Below are 15852 nucleotides of genomic sequence, written 5' to 3'. Positions count from 1 at the left end.
GGGGTGGGTATCTTGCCGCCCACGTTATGCAATTTCAATGTGGAACAGCTTATTAAAATCAAACAATGCAAATGCTATGTCTACAACAGACTACGCCTACGCTGTATTAAAGGAACATGAAAAATGAAGGTGGCATTTCTGGGAACTGGACTGATGGGACTACCAATGGCTCAAAGGTTATTAGCCGCAGATATACAGCTAGTTGCCTACAATCGCACCCCAGAAAAATTAGCACCACTACAAGCAGCTGGGGCTGAAATTGCTACACATCCCCGCCACGCCATTCGTGCTGCTGAGTGCGTAATCCTCATGCTGACTAATGCCCCGGCCATTTATAATGTGTTGCTTTCAGATACTTCTTGGCAAACTTTGGAAGGGCGCACAATCATCCAAATGGGAACAATTACTCCCACAGAAAGCCAGGAAATTAGAGATGCAATCGTTGGTGGTGGTGGGGAGTATTTAGAAGCACCAGTATTAGGGAGTATCCCGGAAGCACAAGCTGGCAAGTTGAGCGTTATGGTAGGGGCAGAGCCAGAACAATATCAACGGCACTTAAAGTTACTCCAAAATTTTGGGACAGAACCTTTACTGATAGGGCCAGTAGGATCTGCGGCGGCGCTTAAATTGGCACTAAATCAACTAATAGCTTCCCTAACAACTAGCTTTGCTTTAAGTCTGGCTTTTGTCCAGCGTCAGGGTGTTGATGTGGATATGTTTATGCAAATCTTGCGTGACAGTCCACTCTACGCACCTACCTTTGACAAAAAGCTACAACGGATGTTGGATGGCAATTATGCCGATCCAAATTTCCCCACCAAACACTTGCTCAAAGATACAGAATTGTTTATCTCGGAAGCGAAATCTCGAAGTTTGGATCTCAGCAGTATTAAAGGTGTGCGGCAAATCTTGCAAACAGCCGTGAAAATGTCATTTGCTGATGATGATTACTCATCACTATTTTCTGTAATTAAAGAATGGGGTGAATAAATTTTCGTAGGGTGGCAAAGCTAGCTCTGACACCTAGCCCTTTCAAGGTGACTCTTAAAACCTCTGCTTTCTCCTCAGCGTCGCGCCAGTTGCTACAAGTCGGGGAACCCGGCCAAGACACTGGCTTCTCTGTGCCTCTGCGGTTTAAAAGCATTTTATTAAACCACTTCAGACGCAGAAAACACAGAGAAAAGAAGAATTATTGTCCAAAAATTTTACCCACCTTGAAAGGGCTACTGTGGCACCCTACTTAAAAGAGGAAGTTTTCTCCTTACACCCCGATATCCCTGATATACCTTTTGAAAATGCTGAATTAAGGTTTTAATCTTTAAATAACGATATTACTGCCCATTAGTAGTTGATTGAGGAAATGGTGGAGATTCAGTCTGGGGTTGAGGCTGAGGCTCAGGTTTAGGATTCAAAAAATCCTGCCAAGTCTTAATTTGCTCTTGCGCCGCACTGTAAGCAGCACTACCGCGTGGAATCGATTTTGCAATATCAATCCCTCTAGCAATATCAGACTGACCTTGAGAGCGGGCTATTTCTAACAACTGCTGACTCCATTGGTCAATAGCCAGATTCGCATCCATACGTAAAATGCTATTGTTTGAAACCCGATCTGCCAGCCGTATTGCTTCAACCAAAGCTTCTGGCGTACCAGCCGCGCCCACTTCCTGGGCTTTTTTCCAGTTTTCTCTAGTACGGATTTGCCCTTCCCAATCATTTATCGCAGCTTGCGCTTCTTGTGAAAGCGCCCTTCCCGACGAGGCAATTTGTTGAGCGGCGCTAATGGCGGCGGTGAGATTTCCACTCTGAGCCAGTTCTTGTGCTTGATCCAAGTAGGGTTGGTCTTGAATTCGCTGAATTTTTCCTATCCAAGTCCGAATTCTTTTCCGTGCTTCTGGATATAATGCCCGACCTCTACGAATTTCGCTAGCCTGAGCGATCGCAGCTTGCAAAGAGTTGATATCATCAAATACAGCTATCTGCTCGGCACGTTCTAAGTAAGGTTGGTCTTCAATCGTCTCCACTTGGGCCTGCCAGCGATCTATCTCTTGCCTCGCTTCTGTAGCCCGGGGGTTACTAGCAGGGATAAGCTGTACTTGGGCGATCGCTGCTGTTAAATTAGGGACTGTTCCCTGGCTAGCCAACATTCTCGCTTTTTCTAGATTGGCAACATCTTCAATTTCCAACTGCCAACGAGCAATCAGTTGCTGGGCTTCGTTATACACTGGTCTAGAAGGATCGATTTGTTGTGCTTGAGCGATCGCGGCCTCTAAACCAGAAACGTTACCTATCCAAGCACTTCTTTTCGCGTCAGCTATGGCGATAAAGTCGTCTGTTTCACCCTGTAGTTTTGTACTCTCTGGAATTTGTCTAGCAATATTCAATGCTTCATCGGCATCCCGCTTGTCTAGTTTTGCCTGTGCCAATTCCAGCATTTTGCGTCCAAATGCGGGAATCGCTTCCTGAGCTTTTTGGTAAAGATAACTTTCCTGCCCAATAGACTCAGCTAGCTTGATGGCTTCCAGTAAATTATCGACTACTTTGCTGCTTGCTAAACTTTCCGCTTTTCCTAACTTATCGCCATCTTCTCGCGCTGCGGCGATTAGACGATTCAATTGGTCGTATTTAGTGCCCGCCCAGTATTGATTGTCTACACGCAGCATTTTGGCGGATAACATGAACGCCGATTGCCAGCGCCGCTCTTTTACTTCTGCGATCGCACCGTTGTATGTTTCTTCTGCCTTTGTCCAAATTGACTGCCATTTGTCAACTTGTTCATCAACTAGTTTATAGGCTGCCACATCTTCGGGTATCTTGCGAGCAGTAGCGATCGCTTCCTCTAAATTCCCTGTTTGGAAACTTTGATCGGCTAGCTTCAAAATATCCCGCGACCATTCTTCGATGAAACGATCGATTTCTCCATGCAACGGATGATTTGATGGTAGTTGCTTCACCAGAGCGATCGCTTGCAAGAGGTCGTTGACTGTTTGCTTAGAAGCCGCCAACTGAGCGCAATGTAGCCGCACAGAAGCACTAGCTAGGGGCCAGAAAATCGAGGGGCAATTAGGAGCAGCCGGCAACTTTAGCAGCATTGCCATTGCCAATAATCCTACACTGCCGGGAATCAACATTAGTAGTACTAGCCACAATGTCCAGCTTTTCATCCAGCGTGGCCATTTCCCAGAAGCACTACTGAGTTTGGCAGTCTCTCCTGAATGACTATTTATAGGTAATCCTTGTGTATCGTTTTTTTTTCGCCGCTTCACTGACTTGGAAGTAGAACCAGTAGGTGGGACACCAAATGGTTGAGTTTCACCGAATTGTTCTGTTCGGGATAATCTTTTGTTTTGATCTGGCTCTCTATCACTGGCTGAAGACCAACTGTCTGGAATATCCCGCTCTGTCATCTCTCACACCAAAATAATTGAATAGCGCTCTGTTTTAGGTCGATAATTCCATTGATGCCATAGTAACTTTCTCGCGATCAAAAAGCTACTTTTTTTGATTATCCCTCTCCACAGAATACCATGTTCAATCTCAAAAATTAGTGTCGTTTTATACTTTATACTGAAACAGTAGATTCAGTCTGCAAATCGGCAATTAGTTGAGCTAACTGATCGCTACTTGCCTGGTAAACGTTGCCGCAAAAGTCGCAAGTTGCTTCAGCACCATTATCTTTAACAATCATATCTTGCAGTTCGGTTTCTCCCAAAATTTTCAGTGCCCCCAAAACGCGATCAAAAGAACAACCGCAATGGAAGCGCAGCATTTGCCGTTCGGAGAAGATTTCCAGGCCCATGTCTCCCAAGAGGTCGCTAAAGATTTCAGTCAAATTCTTCCCAGCTTGCAATAATGGCGTAAATCCTGCCAAACCAGCAACCCGTGATTCTAAGGTTTCTACGAGGGCTTCATCTCTGGCTGCTTTAGGTAACACTTGTACTAGTAATCCTCCAGCCGCAGTTACTCCCCCTGCTGCCACAAACACACCTAAAACTAAAGCTGAAGGTGTTTGTTCCGAATTCACCAGATAATGAGCCACATCATCGCCAATTTCGCCAGAAACTAGTTCTACCGTACTAGAGTAAGGATAACCATAACCAACATCTCGCACAACGTAGAGGTAGCCACCACCCACTGCACCACCAACATCTAACTTACCTTTGGCATTAGGAGGTAATTCTATAGATGGATTCCCCACATACCCGCGTACCGTACCATCTAAGCCGGCATCTACCAATATGCCGCCTAAAGGGCCATCGCCCTTCACCCGCACATTGACCCTTGATCCACTTCGCTTCATACTAGAAGCCATTAACAAGCCCGCCGCCATAGTGCGACCCAGTGCTGCTGTTGCCACGTATGAAAGCTTGTGTCGCTGCCGTGCTTCTTCTGTTAAACGTGTGGTGATCACACCTACGGCACGAATTCCACCTTCGGCTGCTGTTGCACGAATTAACTGATCCGCCATGAATAACCTTACATTTCTTAACAAGTTCACTTTTTCTATTCTAAGTTCTCTGCTGCTAGAAAAGTGACATTCAAATAATCACTGATTGTATTTGCAATATTAGAAATAGCGATATCTCACTTTTAGGTAATCTTAGAAAAATGCTAGGTAATTTTCAACAAAGTCAACTACGAATCGAAATTGAAGCGCCAACAAATTCAATTCGTGATAGTCTGCTGCATCCGGTACAACTAGAAAAATGGCTTTTGGGACAACGCTTTGCACCAGGAATGCCAGAAGAACTAATTCCAGGATTTCAGTTTACAACCTGGACAGGGCCAGTCTCAATTCATCATCAAGTAGACGTTGTAAAATCCAACTGTCTCCGTTTGCTGCTCAGTGGAGGTATTGACGGGTTCCATGAGTGGTACTGGGGAGAAGGTTGGGTACAATCCCGCTTGGAAGGAGTTTCACTTTTGCCTTTAAATTTGGGTCAAACCTTGAGTTTGTTGAGCTTGCGTCAATTTCTGGCAACTCAAGGACATTGAATCGGCTGAATGTGAAGGTATTGGGAATTGGGGTGTAGGGTACAAGGGGCAGAGGGGAAGAGAGCAGGGAGCAGAGGGGGAAGAGCTAATTTTTATTCTGCCCGTAACCCCTTGCCCCCAACTCCCTGCTCCCCGACTTCTTTCCTTAGTCTCTATGTCCCTAGTTCCAAGTTCAAGAATCAGAAATAATACCTGCAACAATTTTTACCAAGACAGATAAATCTTCTAGAATTTGATAGCGTTTCTGGTCTTGAGTCACCTGACGATTCGCACGATGATAAACTCTAAAACGCCAGTCTTAACCAGTCATAACTGCTCCATATATTAGGTAGGACTCATATTTGATTTCTGAAAACATTTAGTGCAACTCAAAGAGACTTCTTGACTGTAGCAAGATTGTCTATTGCCTATTGCCTCATACGCAAATAATTATGGCTACGCCACGCTGTGCAAACAGAAATAAAAGCGGATTGCTATAGAAGTTCAGATGTAGATTTAGTCCATTGGTCAAGGCTATTAATTCAACAGTGAGTTAAGTAAAACCTCGAACTAAAGCTGATTGTTTGGCTTCATTGACTAATAAATTTTGAGGCGCTGCAATATAATAGTCGAGAGTGCCTTTCAGATAATCGTTGACAGCAATAGAATATTCTAAGTAAGTTGGCACAATAAAATCAAATTATGTAAATAAAAATTAACTAGGTTAAAACCCTTATACGTATTGCCTATAGCAAGATTGTCTATTGCCTTATCTCAACAACAATTATTTACGCCCACTTACTTGTATTGAGTCTCTGATTAGTGAAATCCCATACTTCAATTGACCTGATTCTAATTCGGTTTTACCACCAACACCGAACAATTAGCTTCTTCCACAACTTGACTGCTTACAGAACGCTGGACAATTCGCTTCATGCCAATCAATCCCCGACTACCAATTATAATTAAGTTAGCTTTGTAAATATTGGCAAGACGAATAATCTCTTCGGCAGGATCGCCAGTTACCAGTTCTAACTCACTTGGGACTGATAATTTTTGCTGATAGGATTGCAGCTGTTTTTCCAGTTGAAAATAAGAAAATGTTGGGGACTCCGGCTGAGGACGATCAGCAGGTATTTCCATTTCAGACTCTGGTGTAGGAAATACATGACAGATAATAACCTTGGCATCTTTTGATAACACCAAATTATCTAAACTCTGAATTACTCGTTCTCCCATTTCCGAACCATCCAGAGCTATCAAAATATTCTTTAGCACCGCTCTCGTCTCCTATAGTAGACCCCGTTACATAAGTATGTAGTAAAACTTGTTAGCAGCTACACTAAATTATTTTTATATTGACCTACTTAGTATATATTTTCGAGGTTATGCGATGAATTGGTTTCACCCAAATTTGACGCTAGTATATTGTAGGAAGATATTTTCGCCAGTCATTTGGGGACGTTAAGGCTTACTGCATAATCAGTCAGTACAATACAATAGGCGGGCAATGTCTAGTAGATGCCCGCCAAAACCCTGAAAGCAGTGTAGCAAATGCTTTATCTGGTACCTCAAAAGTCGCTTTTGTCAATAGTATTAAACGAAATTAACCATTCCAAATCACTCCTCTTGCTGAATTCGGCGGCGGACTGAATCAGCATGAGAAGGTAAACCTTCTGCTGTTGCGAGCACATCAATAGCACCAGCCACATTTTGCAGCGCAGTTTGGGAGTATTGAATAATACTGGAATGTTTGAGGAAAGTTTCTACCCCTAACGCCGAAGCATAGCGGGCAGCGCCAGAAGTTGGCAAGGTGTGGTTAGGCCCTGCCAAATAGTCTCCTACAGCTTCTGGTGTAGAGTAACCCAAAAAGATTGCCCCAGCGTGGCGAATCTGTGGTAGGAGTGCCCAAGGGTCTTTTACTTCTAATTCCAGGTGTTCAGGGGCAAATTCATTTGAGAGTTCTGCTGCTGCTTGGAGCGATTCCACAAGGACAATCAACCCATAATGAGCGATCGCTTTTTCTGTGTCTATTCGCCGTGGATGATCTACTAGCTGTCTTTCCAAGGCTACTTGCACGTTTTTCGCCAAAGCCGCATCTGTCGTCAGCAAGATTGCTGCCGCCATTGGATCGTGTTCGGCTTGGGCTAGCAAGTCAGCAGCTACATGCACCGGATTTGCGCTTTCATCGGCAATCACCAGCACTTCGCTGGGGCCTGCCAAAGAATCAATACCGACGGTGCCATAAACAAGTTTTTTCGCAAGGGTGACATAAATGTTACCAGGGCCAGTAATCACATTCACTTTCGGAATTGTTTCTGTGCCATAGGCTAAAGCAGCGATCGCTTGTGCGCCCCCAATGCGATAAATTTCTTGCACTCCTGCTTCTTGAGCAGCTACTAAGACTGCTGGGTTAATTACACCCCCTGGACCTGGTGGTGTCACCATCACTATATGAGGTACAGCAGCCACATGAGCCGGAATTGCATTCATCAGCACTGTACTAGGATAGGCGGCGCGGCCACCGGGCACATACAGCCCCGCTCGGTCTACAGGGGTGTAGCGTTTGCCCAGTACTACTTCATCGTCGCCAAAGTGTACCCAGCTTTTTGGTACTCGCTGACGATGAAACGCTTCAATTTGGCGGCAAGCTAGCCGAACTGCGCCTAACAACTCCTTTGACACCTGCTGATAGGCTGCATCTAGTTCCGAGCCTGTAACTCGAAGTTCTTCTGCTTTTAGGGTTTGTTTGTCAAATTCAGCTGTGTAATGCAATACAGCTTTGTCGCCTTGGCGCTTCACTGCTTGCAAAACTTCGCGTACCGTTGCTTCTTTGTGAAGCACCTGTTCGTCATGGGTGCGATCGCAGATCCGTTGCAGTTCTGCTGTAACGTCTGCCTGCTGAGTAATGATTCGCAGCATGGAATAAGGACAATGCCAAAATTATAATATTCACACCTGAGATTTAGTATTGCTCTTGACCCACTGGGGTGTGCAAGCTGACTCTAATTCTCTTCTCTAGCTTAACCTGGATTTTTTTGATACTCTCAAGGTTGCCAGCAGATGCTTTGCTTGAGAAGGCGACTAAATTATTGCTCGGTCCGATAACCCTTAGCAGGATAGCGGCAGGATATGGGTGTGCCATTTCCCATTACCCTTATGCCCTTTCCCTCACTCCTTGCGGGGTGCAGGTGGTGTGTTTGCACATCCAATCCCCTAGATTTACAGGGGTAGGGTCTGAGTATAATTTTTACTTATTCTCCTAACTTCTCATTAGTTTACGTCTGTACAGACACGATATAGTATCGTTTCCATACTTTGATAACCCTGAAATTTATCTGTTTACAGTTCTTTGCCTCTGATAATAGATCCTAAAATTCAGGAAATATTACATTGGCAACCACATCGCTTTCTCAGGTAGTGGTGAGTTAGGGTAACAGTTTTATTTGATATGGCTTATTTTAACGCATTTCCTAAATTGACGACACACTCAATTGCGGACTGAAGAGATTTAGAAAGCAGGGAAAGAAGAACTATTGTCCAATGGCAGATTTTTTTTAGGAAATTATAACATTGGCAATTTGGATGCTATATTAGTAAGTCTAGTAGTGTGTGTACATATTAATAGTATTTTTGGAATTGACTGTGGCGAATACAAAGTCTGCTCTCAAGCGTGCCCAAATCGCAGAACGTAACCGACTGCGTAACAAAGCGTACAAATCAGCAGTCAAGACGCTGATGAAGAAATACTCTAATGCTGTAGCTGTCTATGCAGCTAATCCTACCCCAGAATTACAAGAAGAAGCACAGGCTCGGTTATCCGAAGCTTACGGCAAAATCGATAAAGCAGTCAAACGGGGTGTCCTTCACCCCAATAATGGGGCAAGGAAAAAGTCAAGATTGGCTCATAAACTAAAGCCCATCACTCAAACTGCTGAGTAGTCATTTGTCCTTAGTCATTGGTCTTTAGCAAAGGATAAATGACAAAGGACAAAGAACAAAGAACAAAGAACAAAGAATGCAACTGGTAGACACGCACGTTCATCTCAACTTTGATAATTTTCAGCCGGATTTAGCAACAGTGCGATCGCGTTGGCAAGAAGCAGGAGTAGTACGTTTAGTACATTCCTGTGTTCACCCAGAGGAGTTTTCCAGCATTCAATCCATAGCGCAAGAGTTTCCCGAAATCAGTTTTGCTGTGGGATTACACCCTCTAGATGCTGATAAATGGAATAGTGAGACAGCCGAGAAAATCAAAACTTTAGCTAGTTCTGACTCGAATGTGGTAGCAATTGGAGAAATGGGGCTGGATTTTTACAAAGCTGATAACTATGACTATCAGCTTATGGTATTTGAGTCGCAGTTAGCGATCGCATCTGAACTCAATTTACCAGTAATTATCCACTGCCGTGATGCTGCTGTAGCAACCAGAGAAGTGTTGCAAAAATGGCGGGAACTTAAGGGAGAAAGAGTGCGGGGTGTTATGCATTGCTGGGGAGGAACGCCAGAAGAAACCCAATGGTTTCTCGATTTAGGCTTCTACATCAGCTTTAGCGGGACGGTAACGTTCAAAAATGCCAAAGCGATCCAATCATCCGCTGCGATGGTGAGTAGCGATCGCCTCCTGATTGAAACAGACTGCCCATTTCTCGCCCCAGTTCCTAAACGAGACCAGAGGCGTAATGAGCCCGCCTACGTGCTTTATGTAGCCGAGCAAGTAGCGAAACTGCGTCAAGAAACGGTAGAAGCGATCGCCCATCAAACCACCCAAAACGCCTGTGAATTATTTGGTCTGTCAATATAAAAGTGGGCTTTAATCACTTTTATTCAGTTGTGCTAAAAAAATAAAACTCTAGGGGGACAAAAATATGCTAATATTATTCCCTCAAAAACATTTTGCGTGCGCCATAATGATAAAGGAAGGAACCTAAAATTTCTGAGCCTAACTTTCAGTGATGTTATTGGCTTGGCCATCCTCCAAATCTCTACAAGCGGATGCTCTCCACACATGACTAACCGTGCCAAACCAGGTTGAGCTAAACTTTTTTTGCACAACATCGACTTGGTGTGTATTTAACCTATACAAAATCCTTAAACGAAATTGCCTTGTGAGTACAATCCAGCAAAACGAAGTAATTCTGATTCAAAACCAACAAGGTGCGGATCGTTCCCTCAGTCTTAGGATATCTAAGATATCACTGAGAGTATAAATAGCCGTGTGGATTTAAAACACACCGTCTAGAGCTGCGTCAGCAAATTAACGCGCTTTTTGGAGGGGAAATGAAGAACATAGATAAAACTCAGGAATATCTCAACTGTATATTCTTCTTAAATCAAGACTATAGTGGGTTTTTGGTGTCTGAGTACCCGATTAGGGGCAACTATCCCCTTGTCCAAATTGCTCATTCCAGCTTTAATGGCTGCTTTTGCCCACACCTGTATGTAAATAGCAAGTGTGTTAAAAGTTCCCAAACAACTAAGGATACTGACTAGCAGTGGGAAGCGTAAAACAGCAGTGTCCAAGGGAAAATTTTACCAGGTTGACAAAGGAAGAGGCATGACTAAAGAAACATACATGGAACCCGCCTTTCTGTTGCCCGACTTGATTGAAATCCAGCGATCGAGCTTTCGCTGGTTTTTGGAAGAAGGGCTGATAGAAGAACTTAACTCCTTTAGTCCTATTACAGATTATACGGGCAAATTAGAATTGCACTTTTTGGGTCATAACTACAAACTCAAGGAGCCAAAGTATAGCGTCGAAGAAGCGAAGCGGCGGGATAGTACTTATGCCGTCCAAATGTATGTTCCCACACGGTTGATTAATAAAGAAACCGGGGAAATCAAAGAGCAAGAGGTATTCATTGGTGATTTGCCTTTGATGACCGATCGCGGCACGTTTATTATTAACGGAGCCGAACGGGTAATTGTCAACCAGATAGTGCGATCGCCTGGGGTTTATTACAAATCAGAAATCGACAAAAACGGGCGACGTACTTATTCAGCTAGCTTAATTCCTAACCGGGGAGCATGGCTGAAATTTGAAACAGACCGTAACGATTTGGTGTGGGTACGTATCGACAAAACCCGCAAACTCTCAGCGCAGGTACTACTAAAAGCTTTAGGGTTATCAGACAACGAAATCTTTGACGCTTTACGCCACCCTGAATATTTCCAAAAAACCATCGAAAAAGAAGGGCAATTCTCTGAAGAAGAAGCCCTGATGGAGTTATATCGCAAACTCCGTCCTGGTGAACCACCCACAGTATTAGGTGGACAACAACTGCTAGACTCTCGTTTCTTTGACCCGAAACGTTATGACCTTGGTCGCGTTGGACGGTACAAACTCAACAAAAAATTGCGCCTTTCAGTCCCAGACACCATGCGAGTGTTGACTGCTGGCGATATTTTGGCAGCCGTAGATTACCTAATTAATCTAGAATATGACATCGGTAATATCGATGACATTGACCACTTAGGCAATCGGCGGGTGAGAAGCGTCGGTGAATTGCTGCAAAACCAAGTACGGGTTGGCTTAAATCGCCTAGAAAGAATTATTCGGGAACGGATGACCGTATCTGATGCTGAAGTGCTAACTCCTGCTTCTTTAGTGAACCCCAAACCATTGGTAGCAGCAATTAAAGAATTCTTTGGTTCCAGCCAGTTAAGTCAGTTCATGGATCAAACCAATCCTCTGGCGGAACTGACGCACAAACGCCGTCTGAGTGCCCTTGGTCCTGGTGGTTTAACCCGCGAACGCGCTGGTTTTGCCGTGCGGGATATTCATCCTAGTCACTATGGACGCATTTGCCCCATTGAGACACCAGAAGGACCCAACGCCGGATTGATTGGCTCCTTAGCAACCCATGCGCGAGTTAACCTGTACGGATTCTTAGAAACGCCATTTAGACCTGTGGAAAATGGACGAGTCAGATTTGACTTGCCTCCAGCCTACATGACAGCCGATGAAGAAGACGATCTACGGGTTGCTCCTGGGGATATTCCTGTAGATGAAACTGGTCACATTATTGGGCCACTAGTACCAGTACGTTATCGTCAAGAATTTTCCACCACAACACCAGAACAGGTGGACTACGTAGCAGTATCTCCCGTACAAATTGTATCGGTAGCAACCAGCATGATTCCCTTCTTGGAGCATGATGACGCTAACCGAGCGCTGATGGGATCGAACATGCAACGGCAAGCAGTACCTTTGCTTAAGCCAGAGCGTCCTCTAGTGGGTACTGGTTTGGAAGCGCAAGGAGCAAGAGACTCCGGGATGGTGGTTGTATCGCGTACTGATGGCGATGTTATTTATGTGGATGCTACAGAAATTCGCGTCCGTCCTAAACCTAACACCTCTGAAATTAGATACACCCTTTCCAAGTACCAACGCTCAAACCAAGACACCTGTTTAAATCAGAAACCTCTCGTCCGCATTGGTGAACGGGTTGTTGCTGGTCAAGTATTGGCTGACGGCTCCTCCACCGAAGGCGGTGAATTGGCACTAGGACAAAATATTGTCGTTGCCTATATGCCTTGGGAAGGCTACAACTACGAGGACGCAATTTTAATCTCTGAAAGATTGGTGCAGGATGATGTCTACACGTCAATTCACATTGAAAAATATGAAATTGAAGCTAGACAAACCAAACTAGGGCCAGAAGAAATTACCAGAGAAATTCCCAACGTCGGGGAAGATGCCTTGCGTCAGTTGGATGAACAAGGAATCATTCGTATAGGGGCATGGGTAGAAGCTGGAGATATCTTGGTGGGTAAGGTAACACCCAAAGGTGAATCTGACCAACCACCAGAAGAAAAACTATTGCGGGCGATTTTCGGTGAAAAAGCGCGAGATGTGCGCGACAATTCCCTGCGAGTCCCTAACGGTGAAAAAGGTCGCGTAGTTGATGTGCGCTTGTTTACTCGTGAACAAGGCGATGAACTGCCACCAGGAGCCAATATGGTAGTCCGGGTGTACGTTGCCCAAAAACGCAAAATCCAAGTTGGCGACAAAATGGCAGGACGGCACGGTAATAAAGGGATTATTTCTCGGATATTACCAGCAGAAGATATGCCTTATTTGCCCGATGGTTCACCAGTGGATATTGTACTTAACCCCTTGGGCGTACCTAGTCGGATGAATGTCGGACAAGTATTTGAGTGCCTCTTGGGTTGGGCTGGTCAAACTTTGGGAGTCCGATTTAAGATTACTCCCTTTGATGAAATGTACGGTGAAGAGTCATCGCGCCGAATTGTGCATGGCAAATTGCAAGAAGCACGTGACGAAACAGGGAAAGATTGGGTATATAACCCAGATAACCCAGGCAAAATCATGGTGTATGACGGTCGTACAGGCGAACCTTTTGACCGAGCAATTACCATCGGTGTGGCTTATATGCTGAAACTGGTGCATTTGGTGGATGATAAGATCCACGCCCGTTCCACAGGGCCATACTCACTGGTGACTCAGCAACCTTTGGGTGGTAAAGCACAACAAGGTGGTCAACGGTTTGGGGAAATGGAAGTGTGGGCATTGGAAGCCTTTGGTGCAGCTTACACCTTACAGGAATTGCTCACAGTTAAATCTGACGATATGCAAGGACGGAATGAAGCGTTGAATGCGATCGTTAAAGGTAAGGCAATTCCTCGTCCTGGAACTCCAGAATCTTTTAAGGTGTTAATGCGCGAGTTGCAATCATTGGGGTTAGACATTGCAGTACACAAGGTAGAAACCCAAGCAGACGGCAGTTCCCTAGATGTGGAAGTCGATTTGATGGCAGACCAATCAGCCCGTCGCACACCTCCTCGACCAACTTATGAATCTCTTTCCCGCGAATCGCTGGATGATGACGAATAAGGAGTGCTGAGTGCTGAGTGCTGAGTGCTGAGTAGTAAAAAACTCAGTAATTGGCATTTAGCACTTGGATATCTCTTAATTCAAACCTTAAAACTAAATATACTCAAAACTCATAACTCGAAACTCAGCACTTAAGTATGAGACCTGCCCAAACTAATCAGTTTGACTACGTAAAAATCGGCTTGGCTTCCCCCGAACGCATTCGGCAATGGGGCGAAAGAACATTGCCTAATGGTCAAGTAGTCGGTGAAGTTACCAAGCCAGAAACGATTAATTACCGAACTCTCAAGCCAGAGATGGATGGCTTATTTTGTGAGCGCATCTTTGGCCCCGCGAAAGATTGGGAATGCCATTGTGGCAAGTATAAAAGAGTTCGTCACAGAGGTATTGTTTGTGAGCGCTGTGGGGTAGAAGTTACCGAGTCACGGGTGCGTCGCCACCGCATGGGCTATATTAAACTCGCCGCACCAGTAGCTCACGTTTGGTATCTCAAAGGCATTCCTAGCTATATTTCCATCCTGTTGGATATGCCCTTACGGGATGTCGAGCAGATTGTCTATTTCAACTCTTATGTTGTCCTGAGTGCAGGTAATGCCGAAACTTTAACTTACAAACAGCTACTGAGTGAAGACCAGTGGTTGGAAATAGAAGACCAAATTTATAGCGAAGATTCTGTGCTGCAAGGCGTAGAGGTAGGTATTGGGGCTGAAGCGCTGTTGCGCTTGCTTGCCGATATCAATTTAGAACAAGAAGCGGAAAGCCTACGCGAAGAAATTGGTAACGCCAAAGGGCAAAAACGGGCCAAGCTAATTAAGCGACTGCGGGTGATTGACAACTTTATCGCCACTGGTTCCAAACCAGAGTGGATGGTAATGGCAGTCATTCCCGTGATTCCCCCCGACTTGCGCCCAATGGTGCAGCTAGATGGCGGACGCTTTGCTACCAGCGATTTGAATGATTTGTATCGGCGAGTAATTAACCGTAACAATCGTTTGGCACGCTTGCAAGAAATTTTGGCACCAGAGATTATTGTCCGAAACGAAAAGCGGATGCTGCAAGAAGCAGTGGATGCTTTGATTGACAATGGTCGTCGGGGACGCACTGTGGTAGGGGCAAATAATCGACCCTTGAAATCTTTGTCCGACATTATTGAGGGTAAGCAAGGACGTTTCCGACAAAACTTGTTAGGTAAACGGGTTGACTACTCTGGACGTTCGGTGATTGTGGTAGGGCCAAAGCTGAAAATTCACCAGTGCGGTTTGCCTAGAGAAATGGCAATTGAGCTATTTCAGCCATTTGTGATTAACCGCCTCATTCGTAGCGGCATGGTAAATAATATCAAAGCTGCGAAAAAGCTGATATCACGTAACGATCCCAGTGTTTGGGATGTGCTGGAAGAGGTGATTGAAGGACACCCTGTAATGCTAAACCGGGCACCAACGTTGCACCGTTTAGGTATTCAGTCTTTTGAACCGATTTTAGTAGAAGGTAGAGCAATTCAACTGCATCCTCTGGTGTGCCCGGCATTTAACGCCGACTTTGACGGGGATCAAATGGCGGTACACGTCCCTCTGTCGTTAGAAAGTCAGGCTGAAGCGCGGTTGTTGATGTTGGCTTCTAACAATATTTTGTCACCAGCCACAGGTAAACCCATCATCACGCCTAGCCAAGACATGGTGTTAGGAGCCTATTATTTAACAGCAGAAAATCCCGGTGCGACAAAAGGGGCAGGAAATTACTTTTCTTCGCTGGAAGATGTAATTATGGCTTTCCAGCAAGATCAAATTGACTTGCACGCCTATATTTACGTAAGGTTTGACGGCGAAATAGAATCAGACCAACCAGATACAGAACCCGTGAAAGTGACGGAAAACGAGGATGGTACCCGCACATTACTCTATAAGTTCCGTCGAGTCAGACAAGACGCTAAGGGCAATGTACTTTCACAGTATATATACACAACTCCTGGCCGCGTTATTTACAACAATGCCATTCAGGAAGCACTAGCAAGTTAATTCGTAATT

General features: G+C 44.9%; 11 protein-coding genes. 6 read left to right on the top strand and 5 right to left on the bottom strand.

Annotation, left to right across the window (positions count from 1 at the left end; all coding sequences use genetic code 11):
- The first annotated feature begins 123 nt into the window (after positions 1-123).
- The gene (locus tag FBB35_RS01900) at positions 124-990 is read left to right on the top strand and encodes an NAD(P)-dependent oxidoreductase (protein ID WP_163928974.1); all 867 of its coding nucleotides are present in this window, start codon (positions 124-126) and stop codon (positions 988-990) included.
- A 341-nt stretch (positions 991-1331) separates the two neighbouring features.
- Here the strand turns inward: FBB35_RS01900 and FBB35_RS01895 are convergent, their stop codons facing one another.
- Complete coding sequence (locus tag FBB35_RS01895) at positions 1332-3404, bottom strand: chromosome segregation ATPase (protein WP_174708244.1); 2073 nt, start codon at positions 3402-3404, stop codon at positions 1332-1334.
- A gap of 155 nt (positions 3405-3559) precedes the next feature.
- On the bottom strand, positions 3560-4465 hold the full coding sequence (hslO, locus tag FBB35_RS01890; RefSeq protein WP_174708243.1) for an Hsp33 family molecular chaperone HslO: 906 nt from the start codon (positions 4463-4465) through the stop codon (positions 3560-3562).
- A gap of 140 nt (positions 4466-4605) precedes the next feature.
- Here hslO and FBB35_RS01885 point away from each other — a divergent pair, with 140 nt between their 5' ends.
- A complete protein-coding gene (locus FBB35_RS01885) occupies positions 4606-4992 on the top strand; it encodes a hypothetical protein (protein ID WP_174708242.1) in 387 nt (128 codons plus the stop codon).
- 532 nt (positions 4993-5524) lie between these two features.
- Here FBB35_RS01885 and FBB35_RS35325 read toward each other — a convergent pair.
- The 3 genes from FBB35_RS35325 to hisD all read right to left on the bottom strand — a co-directional run bounded on the left by FBB35_RS35325 (position 5525) and on the right by hisD (position 7893).
- The gene (locus FBB35_RS35325) at positions 5525-5659 is read right to left on the bottom strand and encodes a hypothetical protein (RefSeq protein ID WP_302481005.1); all 135 of its coding nucleotides are present in this window, start codon (positions 5657-5659) and stop codon (positions 5525-5527) included.
- Between the two features lie 164 nt (positions 5660-5823).
- Complete coding sequence (locus FBB35_RS01880) at positions 5824-6249, bottom strand: universal stress protein (protein WP_174708241.1); 426 nt, start codon at positions 6247-6249, stop codon at positions 5824-5826.
- A gap of 342 nt (positions 6250-6591) precedes the next feature.
- The gene (gene hisD / locus FBB35_RS01875) at positions 6592-7893 is read right to left on the bottom strand and encodes a histidinol dehydrogenase (RefSeq protein WP_174708240.1); all 1302 of its coding nucleotides are present in this window, start codon (positions 7891-7893) and stop codon (positions 6592-6594) included.
- 723 nt (positions 7894-8616) lie between these two features.
- Here hisD and rpsT point away from each other — a divergent pair.
- From rpsT to FBB35_RS01855, 4 genes are all read left to right on the top strand, one after another.
- Complete coding sequence (gene rpsT, locus FBB35_RS01870) at positions 8617-8913, top strand: 30S ribosomal protein S20 (protein WP_174708239.1); 297 nt, start codon at positions 8617-8619, stop codon at positions 8911-8913.
- 76 nt (positions 8914-8989) lie between these two features.
- Positions 8990-9775, top strand: a complete 786-nt coding sequence (locus FBB35_RS01865; RefSeq protein WP_174708238.1) for a TatD family hydrolase — start codon at positions 8990-8992, stop codon at positions 9773-9775.
- A gap of 753 nt (positions 9776-10528) precedes the next feature.
- Positions 10529-13828, top strand: a complete 3300-nt coding sequence (gene rpoB / locus FBB35_RS01860) for a DNA-directed RNA polymerase subunit beta (RefSeq protein ID WP_174708237.1) — start codon at positions 10529-10531, stop codon at positions 13826-13828.
- Between the two features lie 137 nt (positions 13829-13965).
- Positions 13966-15843 (top strand): DNA-directed RNA polymerase subunit gamma, encoded by a 1878-nt coding sequence (locus tag FBB35_RS01855; protein ID WP_094342607.1) that lies wholly within the window; start codon positions 13966-13968, stop codon positions 15841-15843.
- Positions 15844-15852: the final 9 nt, after the last annotated feature.

Origin of the sequence: Nostoc sp. TCL240-02, from assembly GCF_013343235.1 — a bacterium.
GTDB lineage: Bacteria > Cyanobacteriota > Cyanobacteriia > Cyanobacteriales > Nostocaceae > Nostoc.
This window is presented reverse-complemented; position numbering and strand designations above follow the sequence as displayed.